We start from the raw sequence: 24,410 nt of genomic DNA, 5'->3' as shown, positions 1-24,410 counted from the left end.
ACGCGGGTTGCTCGTGACGTCGTCGACCCGCTTGTCTCCCCCCTTTGGAAAAGGGGGGCTGGGGGGGATTTGCTGTTGCCCTGGCTCCGGCCGACCGCATGAGCGCCCACCCCTTCGAACTGCCGCCCGACATCCAGCACCACGCGCTGCTGGACGCGCGCATGGTCCGGGCCGCGCGCGAGGTTAAGCTGCTGACCCTGGCGAGCTGGCCGGCCGGGCTGGAGACGCAGTTCCTGGCCGACTACGCGCGCGGCACCGCGACCCTGCCGCAGATCGCCTATCCCAAACTCGACTTCAGCGAAGTCCGCCGCGAGCTCGCCGCGGTCGCCGCCGAGGCCGACCCCGACCATCCGCTGGGCCAGTACCTCAGCGAGTCCGCGCACAGCTGGGGCATCGCCGCCGAGCTGCTGGAAGCCTTGGGCAGCCCGCGCGTGACCGCGCTGTCGATCCAACTGTTCGGCAAGCCCGACGAAGCCCTGCCCGGCCACGGTCCCAGCACGCGCGAGGCCGCGCGCCATTTCATCTCCATCGCCGACGAACTCGACCACGAGTTGATGTCGCCGGCCGAGACCGTGAAGATCTCGGCCACCGCCCTGCATCTGCAATTGCAGCGCGATCTGGACGACTACTTCGACGGTCGTGTGATCGAAGTGATGCTGGACCCGGACCTGATCGCCAAGGCCGCCGCCGGCGCCACCCGCATCCGTCTGCGCAGCGGCGCGGCCTTCAGCGATTACGATCGCGACCAGCTGCTGCAGCACGAAGCCTTCGTGCACTCGCTGACTGCGCTCAACGGCCGCGAGCAGCACGTGCTGCCTAGCCTGGCGCTGTCTTCGCCACGCGGCACCGCGACCCAGGAAGGCCTGGCGACTTTCGCCGAGCAGATCACCGGCAGCATCGACATCGGCCGCATGAAGCGGCTGAGCTTGCGCATCGAGGCGGTGGCGATGGCGCTGGACGGCGCCGACTTCATCCAGGTGTTCCGCTATTTCCTGGATGCAGGGCAGTCGCAGGAAGACAGCTTCGCCTCGGCCCAGCGCGTGTTCCGTGGCGTGCCCACGAACGGCGGCGCGGCCTTCACCAAGGACACCGTCTACCTGCGCGGCCTGGTCGGCGTGCACACCTTCTTCCGCTGGGCGCTGCGCAGCCGCAAGCTGCATCTGTGCCGCTGGCTGTTCGCCGGCAAGATGACCCTGGCCGACGTGCAACGCTTCGAGCCGCTGTTCCAGGCCGGCGTGATCAAACCGCCGCGCTGGATGCCGCCGTGGATTCAGCGCGCCAACGGCCTGGCCGGCATGCTCGCGTTCTCGCTGTTCGCCAACCGCATCCGTCTGGACAGCATCGCCGATACGGGTGGGGCGCCGGACGTGTAGCGGTGGCTCCGCGCTTTGTGAGAGCGCCGCCGCACGAGGATTCGTCAAGCCGACGCTCGCTTTCTGTAGCAGCGGCGGTCCGCAGGGATTTCCTCCGCTCACACGCCGCGATTTCGAGGTGGCCGGAGCGACGCGATCGCGGCTCACGCCGCTCCCACAGAAAACGTCTCATTCGTCGTCGCGCTTACGTCCGCGCCTTGCCTTGGGGTAGGAGCGGCGTAAGCCGCGACCACGCAGCTTCGGCCGCCTGCGCGGGTCGCGGCTCGCGCCGCTCCTACAGTCAGTGCTCGTGTCATCCGAGCAACAGGTTAAGACGAGAAGGACGCGCTTGCTTCCTGTGGGAGCGGCGTAAGCCGCGATTTCGTCGTAGCCGGAGGTGCGCCATCGCGGCTTACGCCGCTCCCACAGAATACATCGTGTTCGTCGTCGTGCTTACGTCGCGCCTAGCCTTGGGGTAGGAGCGGCGTAAGCCGCGACCACGCAGCTTCGGCTGCCTGCGCGGGTCGCGGCTCGCGCCGCTTCTACAGGCAGTACTCGGATCATCCGAGTAACAGGTCCAGACGTGAAGAAAGCGCTTGCTTCCTGTGGGAGCGGCTTAAGCCGCGATTTCGTCGTAGCCGGAGCGGCGCGATCGCGGCTTACGCCGCTCCCACAGAAAGCGTCGCGTGACGTAGCGATCGATCGCGGCGAGCGCTCAGCGCAGCGGTTTAAGCGACCCGTCGCGCTGGATCTCGTAATCCGCGGCTTCGTCCGCCGCGACCAGCTTGACCCGGTCGCCTATCTCGACGCCGGCGTAGCTGGGAATGTCGTGCGAGAGCCGCTCGTAAATCCACGCTTGCCCGATATCGGCCAGCTTCAGCCGCACGCCCGCGGCCGGCACCTGCGCCACGGCGCGCGCCAAGGCCGGCGAATACACCGACTGGATGCGCCCGACCTCGTGCATGCGCCGCATCACGTTGACGCCGTGCCACACGCTCAACAACGCCGCGACGATCAGCACCCCCCGACCCCAGCGCCGCATGTGCGGCCAAGCCGCCGCGCACACCGCCGCGGTCGCGGCCGCGTAGCCGTAACCGTACTGATTGGCCGACTCGGCCAGGATCATCACCGGCCCCAGCGCCGCCGTGCCGGCCAACAGCCAACCCAGGCACCAGCGCGCACCGACGCGCCACAAGGCGGCCGCGGTCGCCAGCCACACCAGGATCGCCAACCAGACCCGGCCATCGCCCAGTCCACGCGAAAGTGTGCCGGCGATCGCCATTTTGGTCGCGATCGGCGGATACAGCTGATACTCCACCCAGCGTTCGGGAATGAAGGCCAGGCTCCAACCGTAGTTGGCGGCCTCGCGCGGCGAGAACAGCAGCACGCCGATGCGCAGGGCCAGATAGATCGCCACCGGCAGGCCCGCGACCACGGCCGCGGTCAGCCATTCGCGGCGCCGGCCCAGAAACAGCCAGGCCAGTCCCAGCAGGGCCGGGATCACGATGCCGGCTTCCTTGGCCAGCAGCGCTAGCGAGGTGAGCACGAACACCGCGACCCAGCTTACGAAACCGGGCCGTTCGCGTTGCGCCAGCAGGGCCACCAGCAGGGCGCAGCCGACCCAGATCAGATCGGCCAGGGTGCCGACCCAGCCGTGGGTCAGGGCCGCGAACGGGCCCAGCGCGAACACCAGCGCGCCGGCCCCAGCCGGGCCGGCGGCCACGCCGAAGCGGCGCAGCAGCACCGCCAGCATCGCCGCGTTGAGCCCGCCCAGGCTCACCATCAGGCCGTGGAACAGCATCGGCCGCGCGAACAGGTGCTCGGACAGCCACAGCCACAAGGAGAAGGTCAGCGGCCGGTACTGAAACGACTGCACGTCCGCCCACAGATAGCCGCGGAAGTGCCAACCCGGGTGCTGGCCGGCGAAAGCGGCCCATTGCAGCTCGTCGTGGCTGTAGTAGCCCGGATTGAACACCAGCAACGACTGCGCCAGCAGCACGCCGGCCAACACCAGGATCGGCAAGGTCCAATGCGGCCAGGACCGCGAGGGGGGCGAGTTCATGACGGTTCCGGCCTGGGAGACGCGCATTGTGTGGCCTGCCCGCAGGCAAGGCCATACGCCACCGTCGGCTGCCGCACGCCCGCAGCTCGGGTAGGGGCTAACGCCAAAGTACTAATGAACGGCACCGAAGGCGCGTGCGAATACCGCGTGGCTATCCATTAGACTGCTAGTCCATTCACCTTCCGGCCCCGCCACGGCAGCCCACCCGCGATGTCCGACAACGATCTGAAAAACGCCGCGCTCGACTATCACCGCCTCAGCCCGCCCGGCAAGATCAAGGTCACCGCGACCAAGCCCATGGTCACTCAGCGCGACCTCGCCCTGGCCTACTCGCCGGGTGTGGCCTACGCCTGCGAGGCGATCGTCGAAGACCCCAACGCCGCCAGCGAGCTCACCGCGCGCGGCAACCTGGTCGCCGTGATCAGCAACGGCACCGCCGTGCTCGGCCTGGGCGACATCGGCCCGCTCGCCGGCAAGCCGGTGATGGAAGGCAAGGGCGTGCTGTTCCAGAAGTTCGCCGGCATCGACGTGTTCGACATCGAGATCGACGAACGCGATCCCGACAAGCTGGTCGACATCATCGCGTCCTTGGAGCCGACCTTCGGCGGCATCAACCTCGAAGACATCAAGGCCCCGGAGTGCTTCATCGTCGAGCGCAAGCTGCGCGAGCGCATGAAGATCCCGGTGTTCCACGACGACCAGCACGGCACCGCGATCATCGTCGGCAGCGCCGTGCTCAATGCGCTGGAGATCGTCGGCAAGGACATCGCCGGAGTGAAGCTGGCCACCAGCGGTGCCGGCGCGGCCGGCATCGCCTGCCTGGACATGCTGGTCGCGCTGGGCATGAAGCCGGAGAACATCCTGGCGGTGGACCGCGATGGCGTGCTCTACACCGGCCGCGGCAAGATGGACCCGGACAAGGAGCGCTACGCGCGCGACACCGACAAGCGCACCCTGGCCGACATCGTCGCCGGCGCCGACGTGTTCCTGGGCCTGTCCGCCGGCGGCGTGCTCAAGGCCGAGATGGTCGCCACCATGGCGCCCAAGCCGATCATCCTGGCGCTGGCCAACCCGTATCCGGAAATCCTGCCGGAAGACGCCAAGGCCGTGCGCCCGGACTGCATCATCGCCACCGGCCGTTCGGACTACCCGAACCAGGTCAACAACGCGCTGTGCTTCCCCTACATCTTCCGCGGCGCGCTGGATGTCGGCGCCACGGTCATCAACGAAGAAATGAAGCTGGCCTGCGTGCGCGCGATCGCCGCGCTGGCGCGCATGGAATCGTCCGACCTGGGCGGCGCCTACGGCGGCGAAGTACCGACCTTCGGCTCCGAGTACCTGATCCCGCGTCCGTTCGACCCGCGCCTGCTGGTGATGCTGGCGCCGGCGGTGGCCAAGGCCGCGATGGACTCCGGCGTGGCAGCGCGTCCGATCACGGACATGGGCGCCTACGAGGAAAAGCTCAGCCAGTACATCTACCGCACCGGCCTGCTGATGAAGCCGGTCTACGACCGCGCGCGCGCCGACCGCAAGCGCGTGGTCTACGCCGAGGGCGAAGAAGAGACCGTGCTGCGCGCGGTGCAGACGGTGATCGACGAAGAACTGGCCACGCCGATCCTGATCGGCCGCCCGGACGTGATCCAGACCCGCATCGAACGCCTGGGCCTGCGCATGCGCGAAGGCGTGGATTTCGAGTTGACCAACATCAACGACGACCCGCGCTTCAACGACTATTGGCAGCAGTACCACGCCCTGACCGAGCGCCGAGGCGTCAGCCCGGCCGCGGCCAAGAACCTGCTGCGTTCGCGCCCGACCCTGATCGCGGCGCTGATGGTCGAGCGCGGCGAAGCCGACGCCATGATCTCGGGCCTGGTCGGCCGCTTCCACAAGAAGCTGGGCTACATGCGCAGCATCTTCGACTTCGACCCGGGCGTGCAGGGCACCTCGGCCATGACCGGCGTGATCAACGACCAGGGCGCGTGGTTCTTCCTCGACACCCATGTCCAGGTCGATCCCACCGCCGAGCAGATCGCCGAAGCCACGCTGCAGGCGACCTACCGCCTCAAGCTGTTCGGCATCGAGCCCAAGGTCGCGCTGCTGTCGCACTCCAACTACGGCAGCCACGACAACCCGTCGGCAGCCAAGATGCGCAAGGTCCGCCAGATCATCCGCCAGCGCATGCCCAAGCTGGAGATGGACGGCGAAATGCAGGCCGACACCGCCTGGGACGACCTGCTGCGCAAGCGCATCTTCCCCAACGCCACCTTGCACGGTCGTGCCAACCTGTTCGTGCTGCCCAACCTGGATGCCGCCAACATCACCTACAACATGGTGCGTGTGATGACCGACGGCGTGGCCATCGGTCCGATCCTGATGGGCCTGGACAAGCCGGCGCACATCCTGACCCCGGCCTCGACCCCGCGCCGCGTGGTCAACATGACCGCGATCGCCGCCGTCGACGCGCAGATCCGCGCCGCGCGGACCACCGGTCCATAGCGTAGCCGCCGCATGGGCGAGGGGGGCGCCTGCATCCCAACGCTGACCGCGTCGAGACCCGCGGTCAGCGTGCTGTTGTTGTGCTACCGCGACGCCGCCTACATCCGCGCCGCGCTGGCAGGCGCCTTCGCCCAGACCGTGCCTTGCGAGATCATCGTCTCCAACGATAGTTCGGACGACGGCACTTACGAGATCGCTCGTGAGGTCGTGGCCGCCTATCGCGGCATCCACGACGTCAGCGTGCGCCGCACCCCGCGCAACCTGGGCGTGGCCGCGCATTTCAACGACGCCATGGCGCTGGCGCGCGGCGAGATTGTGGTGATGATGGCCGGCGACGACATCGCCTATCCCGAGCGCGTGGCGACCATCCTGCGCGCGTTCGAGGAAGCGCCCGAGGCTATGGTGCTGGGCAGCGACTTCGACTGCATCGACGCCGACGGCGCGCGCATCGACATCCGCTTCCGTCGCCGTCCCGAGCGTTACCAGATCGATTACTACGTGCGCATCGGCCGCCTGATCGGCCTGCTCGGCGCCACCCTCGCGTTCCGGCGCGAGGTCTACGACCGCTTCGGCCCGCTGCTGGGCCCGATCGAAGACAACGCCCTGAGCCTGCGCGGCGCGCTGCTCGGGCAGTCGCTGTGCCTGCGCCAACCGCTGCTGCAGTACCGCCGCCACCCCGGCAGCGTCAGCGGCTGCGTGTTCGCGCGCGACGAAGCGCCCGAGGTCGCAGTGCGCCGCCGCTACGAGCGCACCGTGCGCTTCTACCGCGGCACCGCCGACGACCTGGAGCACTGCATGGGCCAGATGCCGGAGCTGCGTGGCCGCGCCCTGCGCGACGCCCGCAACGTGCTGGCCATGTACCGCATCGAAGCCGACGCGCGCGAAGCCATCCTGCGAGAAAAGCGCCGCCACTGGTTGGGCCCCGTCCTGCGCGGCCTGCTGCAGCCCGGCCTGCGCCGCAAAAGCGCCGAGCGCGCGCTGAAGCTGCTGATGCCGCGGCGCTGGTTCGGTTTGCATCACGCCTGAAGCGCGCTGCTTTGGGGTAGGAGCGGCGTAAGCCGCGACCGCGCCACCGCAGCTGCCCGCGTGGGCCGATTCGCGCCTTACCTATCCCAAACCCGTCCACCGCTTTCTGTGGGAGCGGCGTAAGCCGCGATCTCGTCGCAGCCGAAGCAGCGCGATCGCGGCTTACGCCGCTCCCACAGGAAGCAGCGCCTCTGCCGTCGCTGTGGCGCGCTGCCTACGCAAATTCCCGCGCCATCCAATCCACCGCGAACTCCCTTAGCAGCCGCACCTTCGCCGAGCGCCGCAAATCCGGATGCGTGGCGAACCACAGTTCCGTGCGCACATCCGGCAGGGCGTCCGACAAGCGCTTCAGTCCCTTGGCCTCGTCGGCGTAGTAACACGGCAGCAGGGCCCGGCCCAGTCCGGCCTGACACGCCGCCAGCGCCGCCGGCAGCGAATTCACCCGCATCGCGATGCGCGCGGCCGGCACCTGCTGCTGCAGCCAGCGCGCCGACGACAGATGCGCCAGCGCCTCGTCGAAACCGACCCAATCGCCGCCCGGGATCGGACTGCGATCGCCCGCGCCGCGCGCCGCGTAGGCCGCGGTCGCGATCGTCGCCACGCGCTTGGCCGATAAGCCTTCCGGCGGCGCCGCGCTCGCGCGCAGGGCCACATCGGCATCGCGCTGCTGCAGGGTGGAAAACGCATTGGCCACGATCAGATCGCAACTCAAGGCCGGATGCGCGCGCCGGAAATCCGCGCACAGCCGTGCCGCGACCGTGGCCAGGGTGTCGGGGATGGTGATACGGATGCGCCCCTCGGCGCGTTCGTCCTGGCCCGCGAGCTGGCGCGCCAGATGCTCGGCGTCCGACAGCATGCGCTGCGCGGCCACGATCACCAGCTCGCCGGCCTCGGTCGGCGTGTAGCCGCGCCGGCTGCGCCGGAACAGCGCCGCGCCCGCGCGCGCCTCGATCGCGGCCAGGCGCCGGAACGCGCTGGAGTGGTCCACCTCCAGCAGCCGCACCGCGCCGCTGAGGCTGCCGCTGGCGCCGATCGCGCGCACCAGTTCCAGGTCCTCCAGGGACAGCCGATCGTGTCGCATCTGCAAGCAATCCTTGTCGTGGCGCCGGTACTCGCGGCGCGGGTCTGCGCGCAGGGTAACGGCTCCCGTTCCCACTTCGCATCGGACCCCCGCCATGAAGCTCTACTACACCCCCGGCACCTGCTCCTTCGCCGCCCATTTGGTCATCCGCGAGCTCGGCCTGCCGGTCGAACTGCAGCGCGTGCGCATCGGCCCCAACCCGATCGTGGTCGGCGATGGTCGCGACTATCGCCAGCTCAGCCCGCTGGGCTACGTGCCGCTGCTGGAGCTCGACGACGGCCGCCTGCTGCGCGAGGGCGTCGCCATCCTCAGCCACCTCGGCAGCCAGGACCCGAGCGGCCGGATCGCGCCCGAGGCGCGCCGCATCGAGCTGCTGAGCTGGCTGACCTACATCGCCACCGAGCTGCACAAGACCTACAGCCCCTGGCTGTTCCACCCCGAGTACGGCGATCAGCCCGGCCAGGTCGCGCGCGAACGCCTGGTGCCGCGCCTGGCCCTGGTCGATCGCCACTTGGCCGATCACCCGTTCCTGCTGGGCGAGGACTTCAGCATCGCCGACGCTTACCTGTTCACCATCGCCGACTGGTCGCGCGCGCTGAAGCTGTCGCTGGACGCCACGCCGCACCTGGCCGCCTACCTGGAACGCATCCGCGCCCGCCCCAGCGTGGCCGAGGCGCTGCAGGCCGAACGCGCGCCGCAGGCGCAGGCGGCCGCGTGAGCGCCCTAGTCGTTCCAGCGGCGCGAGCGCAGGGTCGCGCTCGTCGCGCGTGCGCGCATCGCACCAGCGATGCGAGCGGCGAGTGCGCGCGTTTCGCGCCGGGCCGATTCCACAGCCCGGTCATCTGGGCTGCCGCGCCGGAGCGAATCGCATGAAACCCGCCACCGCCTGGCTGCTGCTGATCGCGGCCGGCCTCATCGACGTCGCCTGGGCGGCGTCGATGAAGCTATCGCAGGGCTACACGCGTCCCGGCTGGACGGTGGTGTCGCTGATCGCCCTGGCCGCCTTCGTCTACCTGCTGGGCCGCGCCCTGACCGCCTTGCCGGTAGGCAGCGCTTACGCCGTCTGGACCGGCATCGGCGCCGCCGGCACCGTGCTGCTGGGCGCCGCCGTGTTCGGCGAAACCCTAAACCCTCTGCGCCTCGGCGGCGTGGCCCTGATCGTCGCCGGCATCGTGTTGCTGCATCGCGCACCGGTGTGAGCGCGCCTGGTGAGGAGCAAATCCCCCTCAATCCCCCTTTTCCAAAGGGGGAGGCCAAACCTACCGCGACTCAGTTCCCCCCTTTGAAAAAGGGGGGCTAGGGGGGATTTGCTCTCCCCGCCACCCGAATACACCCTCACCCTAATCAAAACGTACTATCCCACCCCTTTCACCACCCAAAGCAAGCCGATCCCAGCCCCCCATTTGTTAGACTCGGGACTCTAATCCGCCCCCACTTCCGAGGCGCGGCCACGGGGCCGCGAGATCGATGAACCAGCCGCTTGCCAGCTCCCTGCACGACCTGCTGCAGAACGACCCCGATCCCACCGAAACCCAGGAATGGGTCGAGTCCGTCCAGGCCGTCATCGCCCGCGACGGCGCCGAGCGCGCCCACCAGCTGCTCGAAGGCATGGTCGAAGTCACGCGCCGCGCCGGCGCGCACCTGCCGTTCCAGCCCACCACCGAATACATCAACACCATCCCGCCGCACCTGGAGGCAAAAAGCCCCGGCGACGCCGCGATGGAATGGCGGATCCGCTCGCTGATCCGCTGGAACGCCATGGCCATGGTCGTGCGCGCCAACCGCAAGCCCGGCGACCTCGGCGGCCACATCGCCAGCTTCGCTTCGGCGGCCACCCTGTACGACGTCGGCTTCAACCACTTCTGGCGCGCACCCTCGGCCGACCACCCGGGTGATGTCATCGGCATCCAGGGCCACAGCTCGCCCGGCATCTACGCGCGCTCCTTCCTGGAAGGCCGCCTGAGCGAATCGCACCTGGACAACTTCCGCATGGAAGTCGACGGCCGCGGCATCAGCTCCTACCCGCACCCGTGGCTGATGCCGGATTACTGGCAGGTCCCGACCGTGTCGATGGGCCTGGGCCCGATCAGCGCCATCTACCAGGCGCGCAACTGGAAGTACCTGGAAGGCCGCGGCCTGATGCCCAAGTCCGACCGCAAGGTCTGGGCCTTCCTGGGCGACGGCGAAACCGACGAGCCCGAATCCCTGGGCGCCATCTCCGTCGCCGGCCGCGAAGGCCTCGACAACCTGGTCTTCGTCATCAACTGCAACCTGCAGCGCCTCGACGGCCCGGTGCGCGGCAACGGCAAGATCATCCAGGAGCTGGAAGGCCAGTTCCGCGGCGCCGGCTGGAACGTCATCAAGACCGTCTGGGGCAGCTACTGGGATCCGCTGCTCGCGCGCGACACCACCGGCAAGCTGCGTCAGCTGATGATGGAAACCGTCGACGGCGAGTACCAGAACTGCAAGGCCTTCGGCGGCAAGTACACCCGCGACAATTTCTTCGGCAAGTACCCGGAGACGGCTGCGCTGGTCGCCAACCTGTCCGACGACGACATCTGGCGCCTCAACCGCGGCGGCCACGACCCGCACAAGGTCTACGCCGCCTACCACGAGGCCGTGAACACCAAGGGCATGCCCACCGTGATCCTGGCCAAGACGGTCAAGGGCTACGGCATGGGTGCGTCGGGCGAATCGCTCAACCCGACCCACGGCACCAAGAAGATGGACGACGAAGCCGTCCGTCTGTTCCGCGACCGCTTCAACATCCCGGTCACCGACGAACAGCTCAAAGACGGCGCCGTGCCGTTCTACCACCCTGGCGATAAGTCGCCGGAAATCGAGTACATGCTCGAGCGCCGCAAGGCCCTGGGCGGTTTCCTGCCGCAGCGCCGCCGCAAGGCCAGCACCTCGCTGGAAGTGCCCAAGCTGGAAGCCTTCGACCGCCTGCTCAAGACCACCGGCGAGCGCGAAATCAGCACCACCATGTCCTTCGTGCAGGCCCTCAACATCGCTCTGCGCGACAAGCAGGTCGGCCCGCGCCTGGTGCCCATCGTCGCCGACGAGGCGCGCACCTTCGGCATGGAAGGCCTGTTCCGCCAGCTCGGCATCTACGCTCCGCACGGCCAGAAGTACAAGCCGGTCGATCGCGACCAGCTGATGTACTACCGCGAAGACACCACCGGCCAGGTACTGGAAGAAGGCATCACCGAAGCCGGCGCGTTCTCGTCCTGGCTGGCTGCGGCCACCAGCTACAGCACCAACGACCTGCAGATGCTGCCGCTGTACATCTACTACTCGATGTTCGGCTTCCAGCGCATCGGCGACAGCGCCTGGCAGGCCGCCGACATGCGCGCGCGCGGCTTCCTGCTGGGCGCCACCGCCGGCCGCACCACCCTCAACGGCGAAGGCCTGCAGCACGAAGACGGCCACAGCATGGTCCAGGCCGGCCTGATCCCGAACTGCCGCAGCTACGACCCCACCTTCAGCTACGAAGTCGTGACCCTGCTGCAACACGGCATGCAGCGCATGCTGACCGAGCAGCACGACGAGTACTGGTACCTCACCCTGATGAACGAGAACTACACCCATCCCGACATGCCGGAAGGCAGCGCGGACGGGATCATCAAGGGCATGTACCTGCTGACCGACGCCGGCAAGCCCAAGAAGGGCGAACTGCGCGTGCAGCTGCTGGGCAGCGGCACCATCCTGCGCGAAGCCATCGCCGCGGCCGAGCTGCTGGACAAGGACTTCGGCGTCACCGCCGACATCTGGTCCTGCCCCAGCTTCAACGAACTCGCCCGCGACGCTACGGATGTCGAACGCTGGAACCGCCTCAACCCCGAAGCCAAGACCCCGCGCAAGCCCTACATCACGCAGCTGCTGGAAGGCCGCCAGGGCCCGGCCATCGCCGCCACCGACTACATCCGGATGTACCCGGAACAAGTCCGCGCCTTCGTCCCCATGCGCTACACCGTGCTGGGCACCGACGGCTTCGGCCGCAGCGACACCCGCGCCAACTTGCGCCGCCACTTCGAAGTCGACCGCTACTACATCGCGCATGCCGCGGTCGCGGCGCTGGCGGCGGAGGGCAAGATGACGGGCAAGGATGTGGCCCGGGCGATCAAGCAGTACAAGATTGATGTGGAGAAGCCCAACCCCTTGGGGGTTTGAGCATCTGCGTTAATGCCCTCTGCCATTATGGAAGAATAAGGACAGCCCAAAATGACGCTTGTTCATCCAAAGTTTGATAGTGATAGGGCGAGCTTCCCGGGGCTAGATGATTACGGCTCTTGGAAAGTAGGGCAAATCCTAACAATCGGCGAGATAGTGAATCACAAAGGAGAGTCAGTTGATTCTCTAATGCTGGAGCCCCAGGGCATCGCTCATCTTGTCTCGAAAGAATGTGTTCATCTGCCCCCAGATGTTTGTGGGCTCGCGCATGTATTGACTAGGCTGTGTAATGATGGGCTGCTCACCCTCAATATTGGAGTTGTCGACCCTGGTTGGAAGAATCGGTTGTCTACGCCGATACTTAACTTCAGTTCTGAAAAGCGACTGCTTCAGAAGGGCGATAAGTTTATTCGATTGACGTTTCATCGCATTAATTTCGAGGCCGGGGCCAATCTGCCTGAACAATCAAGCCTGCGGGCAAATGTGTCTGAGGGTGAATACCGTAGAGAAGTTCGCGCGCGGTCTGTGGCGAATTTCGGTAAGAACTTTCTTAATATAAAGCGTTTGGTTGGTCAGGCATCTAAGAAAGAAAATGATCGTCTCAGGGAGACGATGCTTAAATATCTGCCCATTGCTGCATTTTCTTTGGCTTTCTTCGCGCTGCTTGTGACAATCGGCGTAGCCACAGCGGCTAGGTTCGCAGCCGACAGTCGAGATGCCGAAGTGCGAGAAAGGCTTGAAAAGCTTGAAAAAATCCAAAATGGCTATCCTCCCGTGAGATATCAACCGAGCGAGTCTCCTGCCATGAGACAAGAGCCGGCGAAGATAGGTGCTGCGCAGCCGAAACGTGCGCCCTAGTACAGATCACGAGGATCGTGTTATGAGCCCAATTCGAGCTTCTTCTTCAAATGCAATACAAGTGGCGCTTTGCCAGAGCGTCATGACTGCCGGCATGGAAGTTGATCCGAGAGGGATGAAGACGCGCGAGCTCTTAGGCGTGTCGTTTGAGCTGACAAATCCGAGATGTAGATTGACTACGATTCCGGGAAGGAACTGGAGTTCTGCTCTCGCCGTCGCAGAGTTCTTGTGGCACCTAAGAGGCGACACCTCCGTTGCGCCATTGGCGTTCTATACACCTAGGTGGAAGAATTTCGCCGACCCCGACGGAGAGGTTAGAGGTAGTTGCTATGGCGCTCGGATATTCGGTGCAACGAGCGGTCATCGAACGCAATGGCACGCTGTTAAATCTCTCCTTAAGAGAGATATAAACTCTCGCAGAGCTGTGCTGAATCTAAGGAATGAGGTCGATGTTTCTAGCGAAACAAAGGACATGTCCTGTGTCAACTCGCTTCAGTTTATAGTGCGCCAAGGAAAGCTCTGCGCTTTTGCTAACATGAGAAGCAATGATGTTATATGGGGGGTTCCATATGACTTGTTCTTATTTACTTGTTTGCAAGAATTGATGGCTATTGAGCTGGGCTTGGAGCTTGGCAGCTACTATCACTATTCCGCTTCGATGCACGTGTATGAGCGTCATTACCAGCTGGCGGATTTGATCAAGAGTTCGGGTTGCGGCCAGCCCGATGACGGCATGATGCCTCGAATGTCAGGTACTGCCGAAGTGTGTGATCTAGCTGAGCAGGAAGCTGCGATGCGTGAGCACGGCAAGAAGTACACAGGCAGTAACATTGGTTTCGCGGGAGTGTGCGCGAAGTTCTTGAGCGAACATCGGAAGTTGGCTGCAATCGCCGCCTAGGGCCGCTTTATGGAAAACATTCGTTACGCCTATGCGTTGATAGGCGGCATCGCGCTTCTGGTCATAGGCAATGCCTCTCTTAACAAGGCATTGAAACTAGCTCCTCGCCCAATCCAGAAAGAGAGTGGCCGGCTCGTCAGTTACTCTGTTATCTCCGCTGTGATAGTGGGATCTCTGTCTGCGCTATGTGGAATAGGACTTTTATTCTGGGGCTTTTCTTCGCTTTATTGAAAAGACCTCGTAAATGCACTTGGTTCATCTCAAATAGTGAGGCCGGATTCACCTTGCATGGGTCCGGCTTTTTCTATTAGAAGCCTTTAAAGCTAGCCCCCGATGCGGCGTTCTTTGGGGTTCTTTGTGGTCGTCGATAGCTATGGAAAAGCGATTGGAACACTCTTCAATGCTAGCTCAGGCATCTGACGCTGTTGAACGGCCTGAGATTTCAGCGGAGTGAGAATTGCCAACGATGAAGTCTTTGCATGTATTCAAAACGGCTTCCTGAGGCCATCGATTGGGCCCTCTCAAGCTGCACTCCCATATCGTTAGGACTCTCCAGCCAGCGTCCAGTAAAGCCGCATAAGATCTGGCGTCGCGCTCCTGGTTTGCAGCGATCTTGGTTCGCCAGAACTCCGCACGAGTGGCGGGCATCCGGAACATCGGGCACGAATGCCCATGCCAGAAACAGCCGTTGACGAAGATCACCGTGCGATAGCGTGGAAATACCAAGTCGGGACGCCCAGGGAGCGTGCGGTCTTGCAGCCGATAGCGCAGTCCACGAGCGTGGAGGCCGCGGCGAACAATCAGTTCCGGCTTAGTGTTTCGGTCACGGATGCGGCTCATGTTGAGCCGGCGTTGCTTAGGAGTAAGTACGTCCGTAATTCACCCTCTTGGACTTCAATTTTTTACTCTAAACCTCACGCCTCTCTTGCTGAGCGTATGGCTGGCTAAGCGGCTCTGCGCTTAGCACTATTTATGACGCTGCAGCCATCGATAGAGGGATATCTTTGGCTTCGTTTGCTTTCTGGAGCGTATTTATCATCTCTGTAGCGATTGCTCTTGCCAGCAGGGGAGGGACTGCATTGCCAATTTGCTTGAATGCGGGGTTCATCGTTCCGCTGAATTCAAAGCCATCTGGGAAAGATTGCAGTCGAGCAGCTTCACGAACCGATATGGTTCGTGCCTGTTTGCTGTCGTAATGGATGTGGCTATAGCTGTCCTTCCCAAGGTGAGCCATTAGCGTGCGAGCGGGCTGATTACGCCACATCTTCCGCCATTTGTTCGGGAACTTGCTGGCGTCATAAGGAGGGACAATGGAAGCCCACAAAGCCTTGTATTTCGCAGAGCCTTCCAAGAGCTTTTCACCCTTTGTTCGCGCTGCCATCAGGCGCTCCTGGAACATTTCCACAGCGTGAGCATGCGCCTCCGGATACTGGTCTCCGGCGTTCATTCGCGCAAAAAGCTCATAGTCCCGAGGCAAGTAACGAATAACATGATCTTTTGGGCCCTCTTTCGAGGCCTCATGGTTTGGCCATGCTCGCATCAACTCTGCGTAAGCCGAAGGCTGTTTTCGGTTGTATGCCATTGGCGTATCGAAGCGCCGGGCGCCCCGCGTAATCTTGCCGCTGGCCAGGAGATCTCGGGCGTGCATTGCTGGTAGATCACCCAGAGCCTCCTCGGCGGTTACAGCAGGGGGCAGGTTCACGGAAGCAACTGGAGGCTCAATGTATGAGTGCGCTTCGTTGAGGAGGCTACGAAGCGTCTTAAGCGCAACAGAGCGGGAGCCTTCATAACCAGGAGGAAGCACGAGCCAATGGCTGGGTGAGGGGAACGAGACAGGCTGGCCAACTTCCCGGCGATACGCGATTAGGAACATCCTCTCTCGCATCTGGGGTACGCCGTAGAAAGCGGCATTGAGAAGCGTGTAGCCGCAGACGTAGCCTTTGGCCTCCAGAACCTCGCATGTCTCTTCTGCGATGTTCTGGCCGCCATGATTCAAGATGTCAGGTACATTCTCCATTAGAACGGCTAGTGGGCGAAATGCATCTACATACTCTAGATACTTCTTGTAGAGCTGTGCTCTCGGATCGTGAATGAATGCCTCTGGGTGAGCTTCGATCTCACGTAGTTTGGAGCGACCAACCCGTGCAAAAGCTTGGCAAGGAGGGCCGCCGACTATGACGTCGAAAGCATCAGCTACTTTGCCGGTACCCAATCGGGCGCATAGTTCAGTCGGGGATGTTTTTGTAATGTCGATGGGCTGACTGTGGGCTTCAACGCCGCCATGAAAATTCAAGCCATGTGATCTGGCAGCCTCTTGATCGAACTCCACGGCGCCGCGTATGTCAAAGCCAGCGGCCTGGAAGCCTAAGGAAAGCCCGCCGCAACCTGCAAATAGATCCAGAACACGAGGCTTCGCACCGGTTTGCAGACGCGCAAGCTTGCGAGAAATAGTGTCTTCAATCATTGGAGTTGGATCCTTGTCCGATTGACCTCATCAGCGGCAGCTCAAGCTGGCCCTGGTGCTGATCTAAGAAGCGATGAATGGCCATGCGGATGATCCAAGCCGAGGAAACTTGATTGGCGTCGGCTAGAGCTTGGATCTGCAAGTGCGCACCTTCTGGCAACATGACTGAGGTTCTGATGGACTTGCGATCAGGAGCGACAGAGCTACGGTTCATGTGGAGCCATCCGAGATGGAGTGATGCTATTGTGCACCAAGATGCATATGTGTGCGTCACTCTGACGACACGTGCGAACAGGAACCAAGGACTGAGGGGAGAGGGCGTTTAAATGGCGCGCAAGCTTGCACTGAAGAAGCTCACAGCATCTGATCTGACGCTATTCAAATGGCATTTCCAAAATAATCCAGCGGGAAAACAGAAGGCATTCAACCTGGATTCTAGGGTCCTGGTAGACGAGCTTTATCCTCAGCTGCGTGAGCCGGCGGCGGTGCCGCAACCACGTTTTTCTATCGATTTGTATCTGCTTGGCCCGGGAATGGCTCAGAGCTACAACCTTCAGAGAAAGATCCTTAAGCAGCAGAAAAACTGGCGGCTCAATGGGGAATTCATTGACAGTCCAGAGGATGATCCTCAGCGCTATAACATACTGCTGCCTGGTGACTTTGCCTTATTCGAGTTCTCTGGTGACGTTGTCCCGGGTACGGCCAAAATTGTTTTGGTGGCGCAGGCCCTTCCGGTAGATGCTGGTGTTCACCGAGAACTTGATCGGCGTTATCCCGAGGGATCGATGTGGCTGCTCGATGAAGAGGAGATCGAAGCGGTGCTTGCAGTGGAGCCATTGCCTATCGGTCATCCTCTCTTTGAATGGCTTAAGACCGACGATCTCGAAGATGCCGTACTTGGTGGAGTCATTGGTGTTGAGAAAATCAATCGGCGGCGTGAGGGGCGAGGAATAACTCCTGAGGAGTTTGTGTCGTCACGGCAAGTTGCTGAGCAAACAGGTGTTTTGGGCGAAGTATTATTAAATGAGTACTTTGATCGTCAGTTGGAGCGGGGTAATTTTGAGTGGTACGAGTGGACTTCAAGCATCAATGCTGTATCCCCGTATGATTTTCGTATCGGCCCAGTAAATGGCGATGAGCGGCTCGTAGATGCTAAGAGTACGCGAGGAGGTTTTAGCAATCCAATTCATTTATCCTTAAGTGAATTGCGGAGGGCTGTTGAGGGGCGGACGCCGTACGACATTTATCGTCTCTACAACGTTGTGGATGATTGCGCAAAGATGCGCATAGCACACGATGTCGGTCCTGTGCTGCGTTCTTTGCTTGATGTATTCGAGACGCTTCCGGCTGAGGTGTCTGTTGACGCAGTATCTGTTCGCCCTGAGTTTCTAGATTTTGATGAAATGGAATTTATTGTTAGCCTGGGTGACGTGAATTGAAAATAGTTTATGGATAGCCGGCACTAGTTTCTTTTTACGTAATTACGATTATCGTAATTGACGATGGATGATTTAGCCGTAATCCTTCTGTCGCGTCGTTTAGTCTGCTCTCGTATCGAAGAGCTGTCGATGCTGACTTGCGCAGAAGGAGCTGAGTATGAGCAGTGAATTGCACCGGGAAGTTACGATTTTTGGCATCAGCCGGTACGTGCTGGCGGTTCAAGGTGCAAGTTTGTCCGACGCGCAGTGTCATGCTCGAGCTAGAGGTCTTCCGCCTACCTACTTCTATGCTGAGACGCAAATCGTGGCCGAAGCCATCGTGACGTTCTCGCTGCTCAACCAGACCGATCAGCGCAAGGTGCTGGCGGACCTGAAGAGACGGGTGTTCACCGAGCCGAAGAAGCCCGCCAAGGGCTGAGTGGCCATGATTCGGCGAAACCGGCGCCGGCGCCCCGCGGGTGCCGACAGGGGCGCGACAGGCCAAGAATGCAGCCGCGGATATGGCTCAATACGCGCATGAGCGATCCGGATAGCCTCAAATCGGACATACGCAAGCGGCGGTTCCGAGCGTCGGCGCCGCCAGGGGATGCCTCGGTTCGCTACGGCTACCGCTGGTGCCCGCACTGTCGGGGCCGGGGCGAGGTCTGCAACGAGTACTCGGACGAGTCCGGTCGCTGGGCCGCCTTCGAGGGCTGCAATGAATGCGGTGGAGAGGGCTTGCGGGCTGCGGACTAGGGCCGGTGTGCTGCCGCGCGCACAGAGCAGCGGGCCTTGTGTTCCCGCTGAGCCCCGGCACAAGATGCGGCAGGACTACACACATCGGCTCGGGGCAGCCGGTTCCGCAGGCGCGGCCCCGTTCCGTCGTCTGCAATGCATAAGGACATCGCATGAAACCCAGGCTCGTGCTGTGCGCGTTGCTACTCGGCGCCTTGCTCCCCATCGCCTCCAGCCACTCGCAACCCACGCCGATTGTGTCCGGCTGGTCGGTAGCGGGGTGGAACTTCCAGACCATCTCCACCGTGGCCACGGACGTGACCAACAATGGCCACAACGCCACCGCGGTCGGCGCCAACACCACCTCCTGGGGCTGGGCCAATCGGGGCGCCAGCTTGGCCGGGGCCAAGTACTACACCGTGCCGTACTCGCCGGCGCTGAGTTTCGCCAGCGGCGATTTCAGCTTCGGCGCCTATGTGCGCGTGGGCGACACCATCACCACCCGCACCATCCTGGACAACCGCGGCGTCAACGGCGGCTACGTGTTCGGCATTTCAAGCAGTCGGCGGGTGACGCTGCGGTTGAGCGGTTCATCGCGCAAGGCCGCCTACGCGTCCTTGACCGAGATGGCGCTGACGCCCAACCGTTGGCACCACGTCGCGGTGACGGTGGCGCGCAGCACCGGCACGGTGCAGTTCTACATCGACGGCAACGAGGCGGGCACCTGGCCGCTGCAGACCGAGATCCTCAGCAACACCGACGCGCCGCTGTTGATCGGCGCCGCGGTCGACGGCGCCGCGTATTTCAACGATCGCCTGGACGAGGTGCACGTGTACAGCCGCGCGCTGTCCTTCGACGAGATCGCCACGGTGATGGCGCCGGGTTACCCGATGTACGAGCCCAGTTCGTGGAACGGCGGCTCCATGACCATGAACAATTGCTACAACTACGCCAACAACAAGCGCACCAACACTTTCGCGCAGCCGGGCCGCGCGTCGGGGCAGACCGCCATCGGCATGAGCTGCGCCGTGGTCCACGCCGCCGCCGTGCGCGACGGCTTGGAGGCCATCGCCGATCCCTACGATCCCAGCTACAAGACCGCCGTGGCCTTGGTGGTCGCGCCCGGCGAGGATTACCACTGGTACCGCCGTGATGCGTACGGCACCTGGAGCCACAAGCCCGGGCAGACGGCCGCGACCAACCTGGACAACTCCGGCTCGCCGATCAACGACCCGCAGTACGCCGACCGCGGCCCCTACACCGACTTCTGCGGCTACTTCCGCCTGTGGTCGGACAGTGTGCAGGCCGGCGGCCACGAGGAAATCCGATGAACCGCGTTCACTCCTTCCTATCGAGGCGTCCGATGAAAGCCTGGGCCATCTGTGTACTGCTGCTGTCGCTGTTCGGCGGCCCCGCGGCCTGGGCGCAGAATGCCCCCGCCGCGCCCTCCGCGCTGCGTGTGACTTACCTGGTCTATTCGGGGCGGCCCAATCCCACGCTGACGATCACCGACGCCAAGACCATTCGCTCGCTGCAGGCGCAGCTGTCCGGCGCCTTGGCCACTGGCGCGGGTGTGGGCTCGACGGAGCTGCAGCCCGTGCTGGGTTACAACGGCATCCGTGTCGAAGTGGTAGGCGCGGAAGCCGAGCCCGAGTACACCGTGAAGGGCCGCTTCCTGCGCTCCGAGCATCGATTGGGCGCCGCTAAGGCAGGCACTCCCGCCGTCATCGCCCGTTCCTCGACCTCCGCGTCGCAGATCGAGGCGCAGCTGTTGAAGCTGGCCGAGCAGCAAGGCGTGTTGAGTGCGCCGGCGCTGGCGGCTGCGCGCAAGACGCCGGCGAAGTAGGCGCGGCGATAGTTCGGAATCCGCAGGCGCCTTGATACCCGCAAGCTGAACCAGGAAGGCGGCCCCAGGGTCGCCTTTATTTTTTCGTGCCTTCATGCCGCGCTGAAATGATTGGACGGCCGCAACCATCGGTTGCGGGCGATGGTGTGCGATTCATTTGATCATCGGCACAACATATACGCCGTTGACGACCGGCAATTGCTCGGGCGTATCCTAGAGGTGGAGAAGCGCAAGGAGTGCCGCATGGAGTTCAAGGCAGGCAAGGTGTTTGCGATAGCGCTGGCGGGAATAGTCGGTATGGCCTGTTGTGGAGCCGTGGCCAAAGGGAAATCTAGCGCGGTTCACTATCCGGCGGCGCTGAAAGGGATTTGGCTGGGTGAGAACGAGGACTGCAAGAATCCCGACAGTCTCGACAGCGATGCGCGCTTTGAGATCACTCCAGCCAAGCTGGTCGGCTACGAGCATTGGAACAAGCCGCTTCGTATTGTTCAAATCTCGAAAGTTCCGATGGCATGGAAAGTCGTGTCGCGGACGTACTTCGACGGCGCATCGGCCGAGCTGGAAGAGCTCTACGTGCTTAGTGGTCATCAGAACCGCTACCTGACCGTAGTGAACATCGATCAATCCAACACGTACGGCCGTTGCCAGTAATGGCTGCTTGATAGCCAGGGGCGTGTCGAAAGGAGTCGATGCTGTGACCGATGAACAACGATCCGACGTTGAGGGCGCCCCCCAGCCCCAACCGCACTATCGCGTCATACAAAAGGGAATGACGGCGAACATCCCGGTTACGGACTTCGATAGCCTCGTCACGCATCATCCCGCAGCTAGCCGTCGGGCCGAAGTCGTAAATGGTGTGGTCGTAAACGGGGAGCGGCCTCGGCCGCACGCCCTGATCGATTCCGAAATAGAACAGATTGAAGTTTGGACACCGCAGAACCCTCGCGGTTTGGCGCGCGATCAGGTGCTGTTGAAGAAGGATTTCATACTCGAAGATTCACGGCTGGCCAGTGGTGCGAGAGGCGTCCGAGATGTAGACGTGCCATCGCCCCTGGAGGGCTATGTCGGCCGGCGCAGCGACGCCGAGGGCCTTGTCGATATCTATGACCGCGAAGGCGGTGAGGTCATAGCAAGGATCCGCCACATGCGCGACATCGCCGTCAACGAGGGTGACATCATTCAGTACGGGCAGGCGCTGGGTACGCAGAGCAACCAGGCGACTGAAAGGATTCACGTCCACATGGAAGTCGATACCCGCTACCACCAGCAGTACGAGAACTACGTCCAAGACCTGTCGGACGGCCGCCTATCGATCGATCCGACGCGGCGCGGCCAAGGCATCGAAGCGCGTGAAGTCATCGACGACGGCGTGATCCGCATCGGCGAATCGTCCGAGCTGGCGCGCATCGCCCAGCAACGGCTGAATGCCGAGGGCTACCGCGATGCGAACGGGCAGGCGCTGGTAGAGGATGGGGTTTACCGCTTTCCCATGCAGGCGGCGGTGATCAACTATCAGAATGCACAAGGCTTGCCCGTTACCGGCAATCTCGATCAGGTCACCATGCAACGGCTGGCACCATTGATCTTGCCTCCACAAGTGAATCCCACCGACCCCGAACGCGATACGCGGCCGCTTGATCCGCGGGCCGATCGCTACGGCGGCGCTTCCGGCCGGCCCGTCAGCGCCGACCCCTTGTTGCCACAAGCCGAAGCCGCGACCCGCCGTCTCGATGCCAGCCTGGGCCGCGAGTACGACGGCAGCAGCGCCTGCATGGCCGCCAGCGCGGCTTGCCTGGCGCGCAGGCAGGGCCTTACCGGTATCGACCACATTGTCCTGAGCGAAGCCCACGGCAACGTCGCGCGTGGCGAGAACATCATCGTGGTGCAGGGCGAGCTACGCGACCCCGCGCACCACCTGGCCAGCATGAAGACCTCGGATGCGGTGAGCACGCCCGCAGCAAATTCGATTGCCCAGCTCAACCGGCTCTATGAAGCGAGTCAGCCCGCGCAGCCCAGCCCTGACGCCGTCCAGACTGAGGTTCGGCCGTCGATGCGGTTGTCATGAGGACTGGAAGGTGGCTTTCACGAGAGGCCCGTGGAACGGTCCAACGACCCGGCGTATCCTGACACCACCGGAATGCAAGGGACGCTGCATGGAATCCAGAGTGAGCTACGTGATCGCGGCCGCAGCGGCGGGCCTGTTGTGCATCGCCTGCACCGCCTCGCCCGCCAAGGGCAAACCGCCCGCCGCCATCTACCCGGCGGTGCTGCAAGGCACTTGGATGGGCGACAGCCCAGAGGCCTGCAAGGGTCCCGATGCCGCCGACAGCGATTCGCGCTTCCAGATCGCCCCGCGCAAGCTCAGCGCCTACGAGGATTGGCGCGAGCCGGTCAGCGTGGTGCAGATCTCCAAGACGCCACAGGCCTGGAAGATCGTTTCGCAGTTGCATATCAACGAAGACTCGATCCGGCTGGAAGAGGTCCTGCTGCTCAGCGGCGAGGACAACGGCGAGCTGACCGTGGTCAACCATAAGCAATCCAACACCTATTACCGCTGCCGCTGAGCGCGGCATGGCCCATCGCGTTCGTCGCGACCACGAAAGGAATCGCCGCCATGGCCAACGAGAACGAGCAAGACCCGCAAGCCGCCGCTCCGGCCGACCCCAGGCCTTATCGCGTGATCCAGAAGGGCCGCAGCGCCAATATTCCGGTCACCGATTACGAAAGTCTGGTCACCCATCACCCGGGCGGTAATGCGGATGCGCGCGTGGTCAATGGCGTGGTCGCCGGCGGACAGGCCGGGCGCCGGCACGGCGTGATCGATGGCGAGATCCAGGAGATCGAAGTGCGCACCGCGCGCCGCGATTACGGCCTGACCGAGAACCAGGTGCTGGAGAAGCGCGATTTCATTCTCGAAGACCCGCGCCTGGCCACGGGACCGGGCTCGCGCAGCGTCGATGTACCTTCGCCGCTGGCCGGCTACGTGGGCCGGGTCAGTCCGAGCGAAGGCCTGGTCGACATCTACGACCGCGAAGGCGGCGAGGTGATCGCGCGCGTGCGCCACATGAGCAACATCGCGGTGACCGAGGGCGACACCATCCAGTACGGCCAGGCGCTGGGCACGCAGAGCAATGTCGCCACGGTGCCGATCCACGTGCATATGGAAGTGGACACGCGCTACCACCAGCAATTCGACAACTACGTCGACGACCTCGGCAGCGGACGCTTGGCGCTGGATCCGCCGCGGCGCGGGCAGGGCATCGAGGCGCGGCCGGTGGTGGACGACGGCATCATCCGCATCGGCGAAACCGACGATCGCGTGCGCGCCGCGGCGCGCAACCTCAACGCGGCGGGCATCCGCGGCGCCGATGGGCAGCCGTTGGCCGAGGACGGCGTGTACCGGCTGTCCATGCAGGCGGCGGTGATCAACTACCAGAACGCGCAGGGCCTGCCGGCCACCGGCAATCTCGACCCGGCCACGCTGCAGCGGCTGGTGCCGCCCACTCAGAGCCAGGATGCGCCCGCACCCACCGCGCCTGCGCCCGGCACGCAGCCCGCCGCGCCGCAGGGCGCGCAGCCCGCGCCGCCGCCCGGCAACCGCGGTCCTGCGTCCGGTCCATTGGGCAGCAACGATCCGCTGCTGCCGCAGGCCGAGGCCGCCACCCGCCGCCTCGACGCCAGCCTGGGTCGCGAGTACGACGGCAACAGCGCCTGCATGGCAGCCAGCGCGGCGTGCCTGGCGCGCAAGCAGGGCCTGACCGAGATCAATCACATCGTGCTCAGCTCCGCCAACGCAAACGGCGTGGCGGCCGGTCAGAACATGATCGTGGTGCAGGGCGACTTGCAGAACCCCGGTCGTCAATTGGCCAGCATGCGCACCGACGATGCGGTGCGTACGCCGGTCGCGGATTCGCTCGCGCAGCTCAATCGCCTCAATGAAGCCAACCCGTCCGCGCCATCGCCCGACACGCAGGCGCAGTCGCGTGGGCGCAGCGCGTAGG

The 24,410-nt window shown here is 63.6% G+C and carries 21 protein-coding genes; 16 read left to right on the top strand and 5 right to left on the bottom strand.

Annotated features, from left to right (window positions below; translation table 11 throughout):
- Positions 1–98 precede the first annotated feature (98 nt).
- Complete coding sequence (locus ASD69_RS16835) at positions 99–1,373, top strand: flavohemoglobin expression-modulating QEGLA motif protein (protein ID WP_056180930.1); 1,275 nt, start codon at positions 99–101, stop codon at positions 1,371–1,373.
- 694 nt (positions 1,374–2,067) lie between these two features.
- On the opposite strand, the gene ASD69_RS16830 is transcribed toward ASD69_RS16835, so the two are convergent.
- Entirely contained in the window at positions 2,068–3,414 is a 1,347-nt protein-coding gene (locus tag ASD69_RS16830) for a hypothetical protein (protein ID WP_056180928.1), read from the bottom strand.
- A 210-nt stretch (positions 3,415–3,624) separates the two neighbouring features.
- Between ASD69_RS16830 and ASD69_RS16825 the strand changes: the two genes are divergently transcribed.
- Both ASD69_RS16825 and ASD69_RS16820 read left to right on the top strand, forming a co-directional pair.
- Entirely contained in the window at positions 3,625–5,910 is a 2,286-nt protein-coding gene (locus tag ASD69_RS16825) for an NADP-dependent malic enzyme (protein WP_056180925.1), read from the top strand.
- 12 nt (positions 5,911–5,922) lie between these two features.
- Entirely contained in the window at positions 5,923–6,936 is a 1,014-nt protein-coding gene (locus ASD69_RS16820) for a glycosyltransferase (protein ID WP_082576574.1), read from the top strand.
- A 214-nt stretch (positions 6,937–7,150) separates the two neighbouring features.
- Here ASD69_RS16820 and ASD69_RS16815 read toward each other — a convergent pair whose 3' ends face one another.
- Complete coding sequence (locus tag ASD69_RS16815; protein WP_056180919.1) at positions 7,151–8,017, bottom strand: LysR family transcriptional regulator; 867 nt, start codon at positions 8,015–8,017, stop codon at positions 7,151–7,153.
- Between the two features lie 94 nt (positions 8,018–8,111).
- Here ASD69_RS16815 and ASD69_RS16810 point away from each other — a divergent pair, with 94 nt between their 5' ends.
- The 5 genes from ASD69_RS16810 (at position 8,112) to ASD69_RS21365 (ending at position 13,946) form a co-directional block, all read left to right on the top strand.
- The gene (locus ASD69_RS16810) at positions 8,112–8,735 is read left to right on the top strand and encodes a glutathione binding-like protein (protein WP_056180916.1); all 624 of its coding nucleotides are present in this window, start codon (positions 8,112–8,114) and stop codon (positions 8,733–8,735) included.
- A 151-nt stretch (positions 8,736–8,886) separates the two neighbouring features.
- Positions 8,887–9,216, top strand: coding sequence for a multidrug efflux SMR transporter (locus tag ASD69_RS16805; RefSeq protein WP_056180913.1), 330 nt, complete (start codon positions 8,887–8,889; stop codon positions 9,214–9,216).
- A gap of 268 nt (positions 9,217–9,484) precedes the next feature.
- Complete coding sequence (gene aceE / locus ASD69_RS16800) at positions 9,485–12,190, top strand: pyruvate dehydrogenase (acetyl-transferring), homodimeric type (RefSeq protein WP_056180911.1); 2,706 nt, start codon at positions 9,485–9,487, stop codon at positions 12,188–12,190.
- A gap of 51 nt (positions 12,191–12,241) precedes the next feature.
- Entirely contained in the window at positions 12,242–13,048 is an 807-nt protein-coding gene (locus ASD69_RS22045) for a hypothetical protein (protein WP_157499261.1), read from the top strand.
- A gap of 22 nt (positions 13,049–13,070) precedes the next feature.
- On the top strand, positions 13,071–13,946 hold the full coding sequence (locus ASD69_RS21365; protein WP_082576572.1) for a thymidylate synthase: 876 nt from the start codon (positions 13,071–13,073) through the stop codon (positions 13,944–13,946).
- 408 nt (positions 13,947–14,354) lie between these two features.
- Here the strand turns inward: ASD69_RS21365 and ASD69_RS21360 are convergent, their stop codons facing one another.
- The 3 genes from ASD69_RS21360 to ASD69_RS22040 form a co-directional block, all read right to left on the bottom strand.
- Positions 14,355–14,825, bottom strand: a complete 471-nt coding sequence (locus ASD69_RS21360; protein WP_082576571.1) for a very short patch repair endonuclease — start codon at positions 14,823–14,825, stop codon at positions 14,355–14,357.
- Between the two features lie 91 nt (positions 14,826–14,916).
- Complete coding sequence (locus ASD69_RS21355; protein WP_082576570.1) at positions 14,917–16,410, bottom strand: DNA cytosine methyltransferase; 1,494 nt, start codon at positions 16,408–16,410, stop codon at positions 14,917–14,919.
- The gene (locus ASD69_RS22040; protein WP_200944021.1) at positions 16,403–16,624 is read right to left on the bottom strand and encodes a CopG family transcriptional regulator; all 222 of its coding nucleotides are present in this window, start codon (positions 16,622–16,624) and stop codon (positions 16,403–16,405) included. The genes ASD69_RS21355 and ASD69_RS22040 overlap by 8 nt, the downstream gene beginning before the upstream one ends.
- A 112-nt stretch (positions 16,625–16,736) precedes the next feature.
- On the opposite strand from ASD69_RS22040, the gene ASD69_RS21350 reads away from it, so the two are divergent.
- The 8 genes from ASD69_RS21350 (at position 16,737) to ASD69_RS16760 (ending at position 24,409) form a co-directional block, all read left to right on the top strand.
- Positions 16,737–17,849, top strand: coding sequence for a DUF3883 domain-containing protein (locus ASD69_RS21350; RefSeq protein WP_082576569.1), 1,113 nt, complete (start codon positions 16,737–16,739; stop codon positions 17,847–17,849).
- Positions 17,850–18,006: 157 nt separating this feature from the next.
- The gene (locus ASD69_RS22035; RefSeq protein ID WP_157499259.1) at positions 18,007–18,267 is read left to right on the top strand and encodes a hypothetical protein; all 261 of its coding nucleotides are present in this window, start codon (positions 18,007–18,009) and stop codon (positions 18,265–18,267) included.
- Positions 18,268–18,736: 469 nt separating this feature from the next.
- On the top strand, positions 18,737–19,894 hold the full coding sequence (locus ASD69_RS16785; protein WP_082576568.1) for a LamG domain-containing protein: 1,158 nt from the start codon (positions 18,737–18,739) through the stop codon (positions 19,892–19,894).
- 32 nt (positions 19,895–19,926) lie between these two features.
- Complete coding sequence (locus ASD69_RS16780; RefSeq protein WP_056180901.1) at positions 19,927–20,409, top strand: hypothetical protein; 483 nt, start codon at positions 19,927–19,929, stop codon at positions 20,407–20,409.
- A 243-nt stretch (positions 20,410–20,652) separates the two neighbouring features.
- Positions 20,653–21,060, top strand: a complete 408-nt coding sequence (locus tag ASD69_RS16775; RefSeq protein ID WP_157499257.1) for a hypothetical protein — start codon at positions 20,653–20,655, stop codon at positions 21,058–21,060.
- A gap of 43 nt (positions 21,061–21,103) precedes the next feature.
- Positions 21,104–22,474 carry a peptidoglycan-binding domain-containing protein gene (locus ASD69_RS22030; protein ID WP_157499255.1) on the top strand — a complete coding sequence of 457 codons (1,371 nt, stop codon included), beginning with the start codon at positions 21,104–21,106 and terminating at the stop codon, positions 22,472–22,474.
- 88 nt (positions 22,475–22,562) lie between these two features.
- Positions 22,563–22,973: a hypothetical protein gene (locus ASD69_RS16765; protein ID WP_157499253.1), complete on the top strand. Its 411-nt coding sequence runs from the start codon at positions 22,563–22,565 to the stop codon at positions 22,971–22,973.
- A gap of 50 nt (positions 22,974–23,023) precedes the next feature.
- On the top strand, positions 23,024–24,409 hold the full coding sequence (locus ASD69_RS16760; protein ID WP_157499251.1) for an XVIPCD domain-containing protein: 1,386 nt from the start codon (positions 23,024–23,026) through the stop codon (positions 24,407–24,409).
- Position 24,410 lies beyond the last annotated feature (1 nt).

This window comes from Lysobacter sp. Root604, from assembly GCF_001427505.1.
Lineage (GTDB): Bacteria > Pseudomonadota > Gammaproteobacteria > Xanthomonadales > Xanthomonadaceae > Lysobacter.
This window is presented reverse-complemented; position numbering and strand designations above follow the sequence as displayed.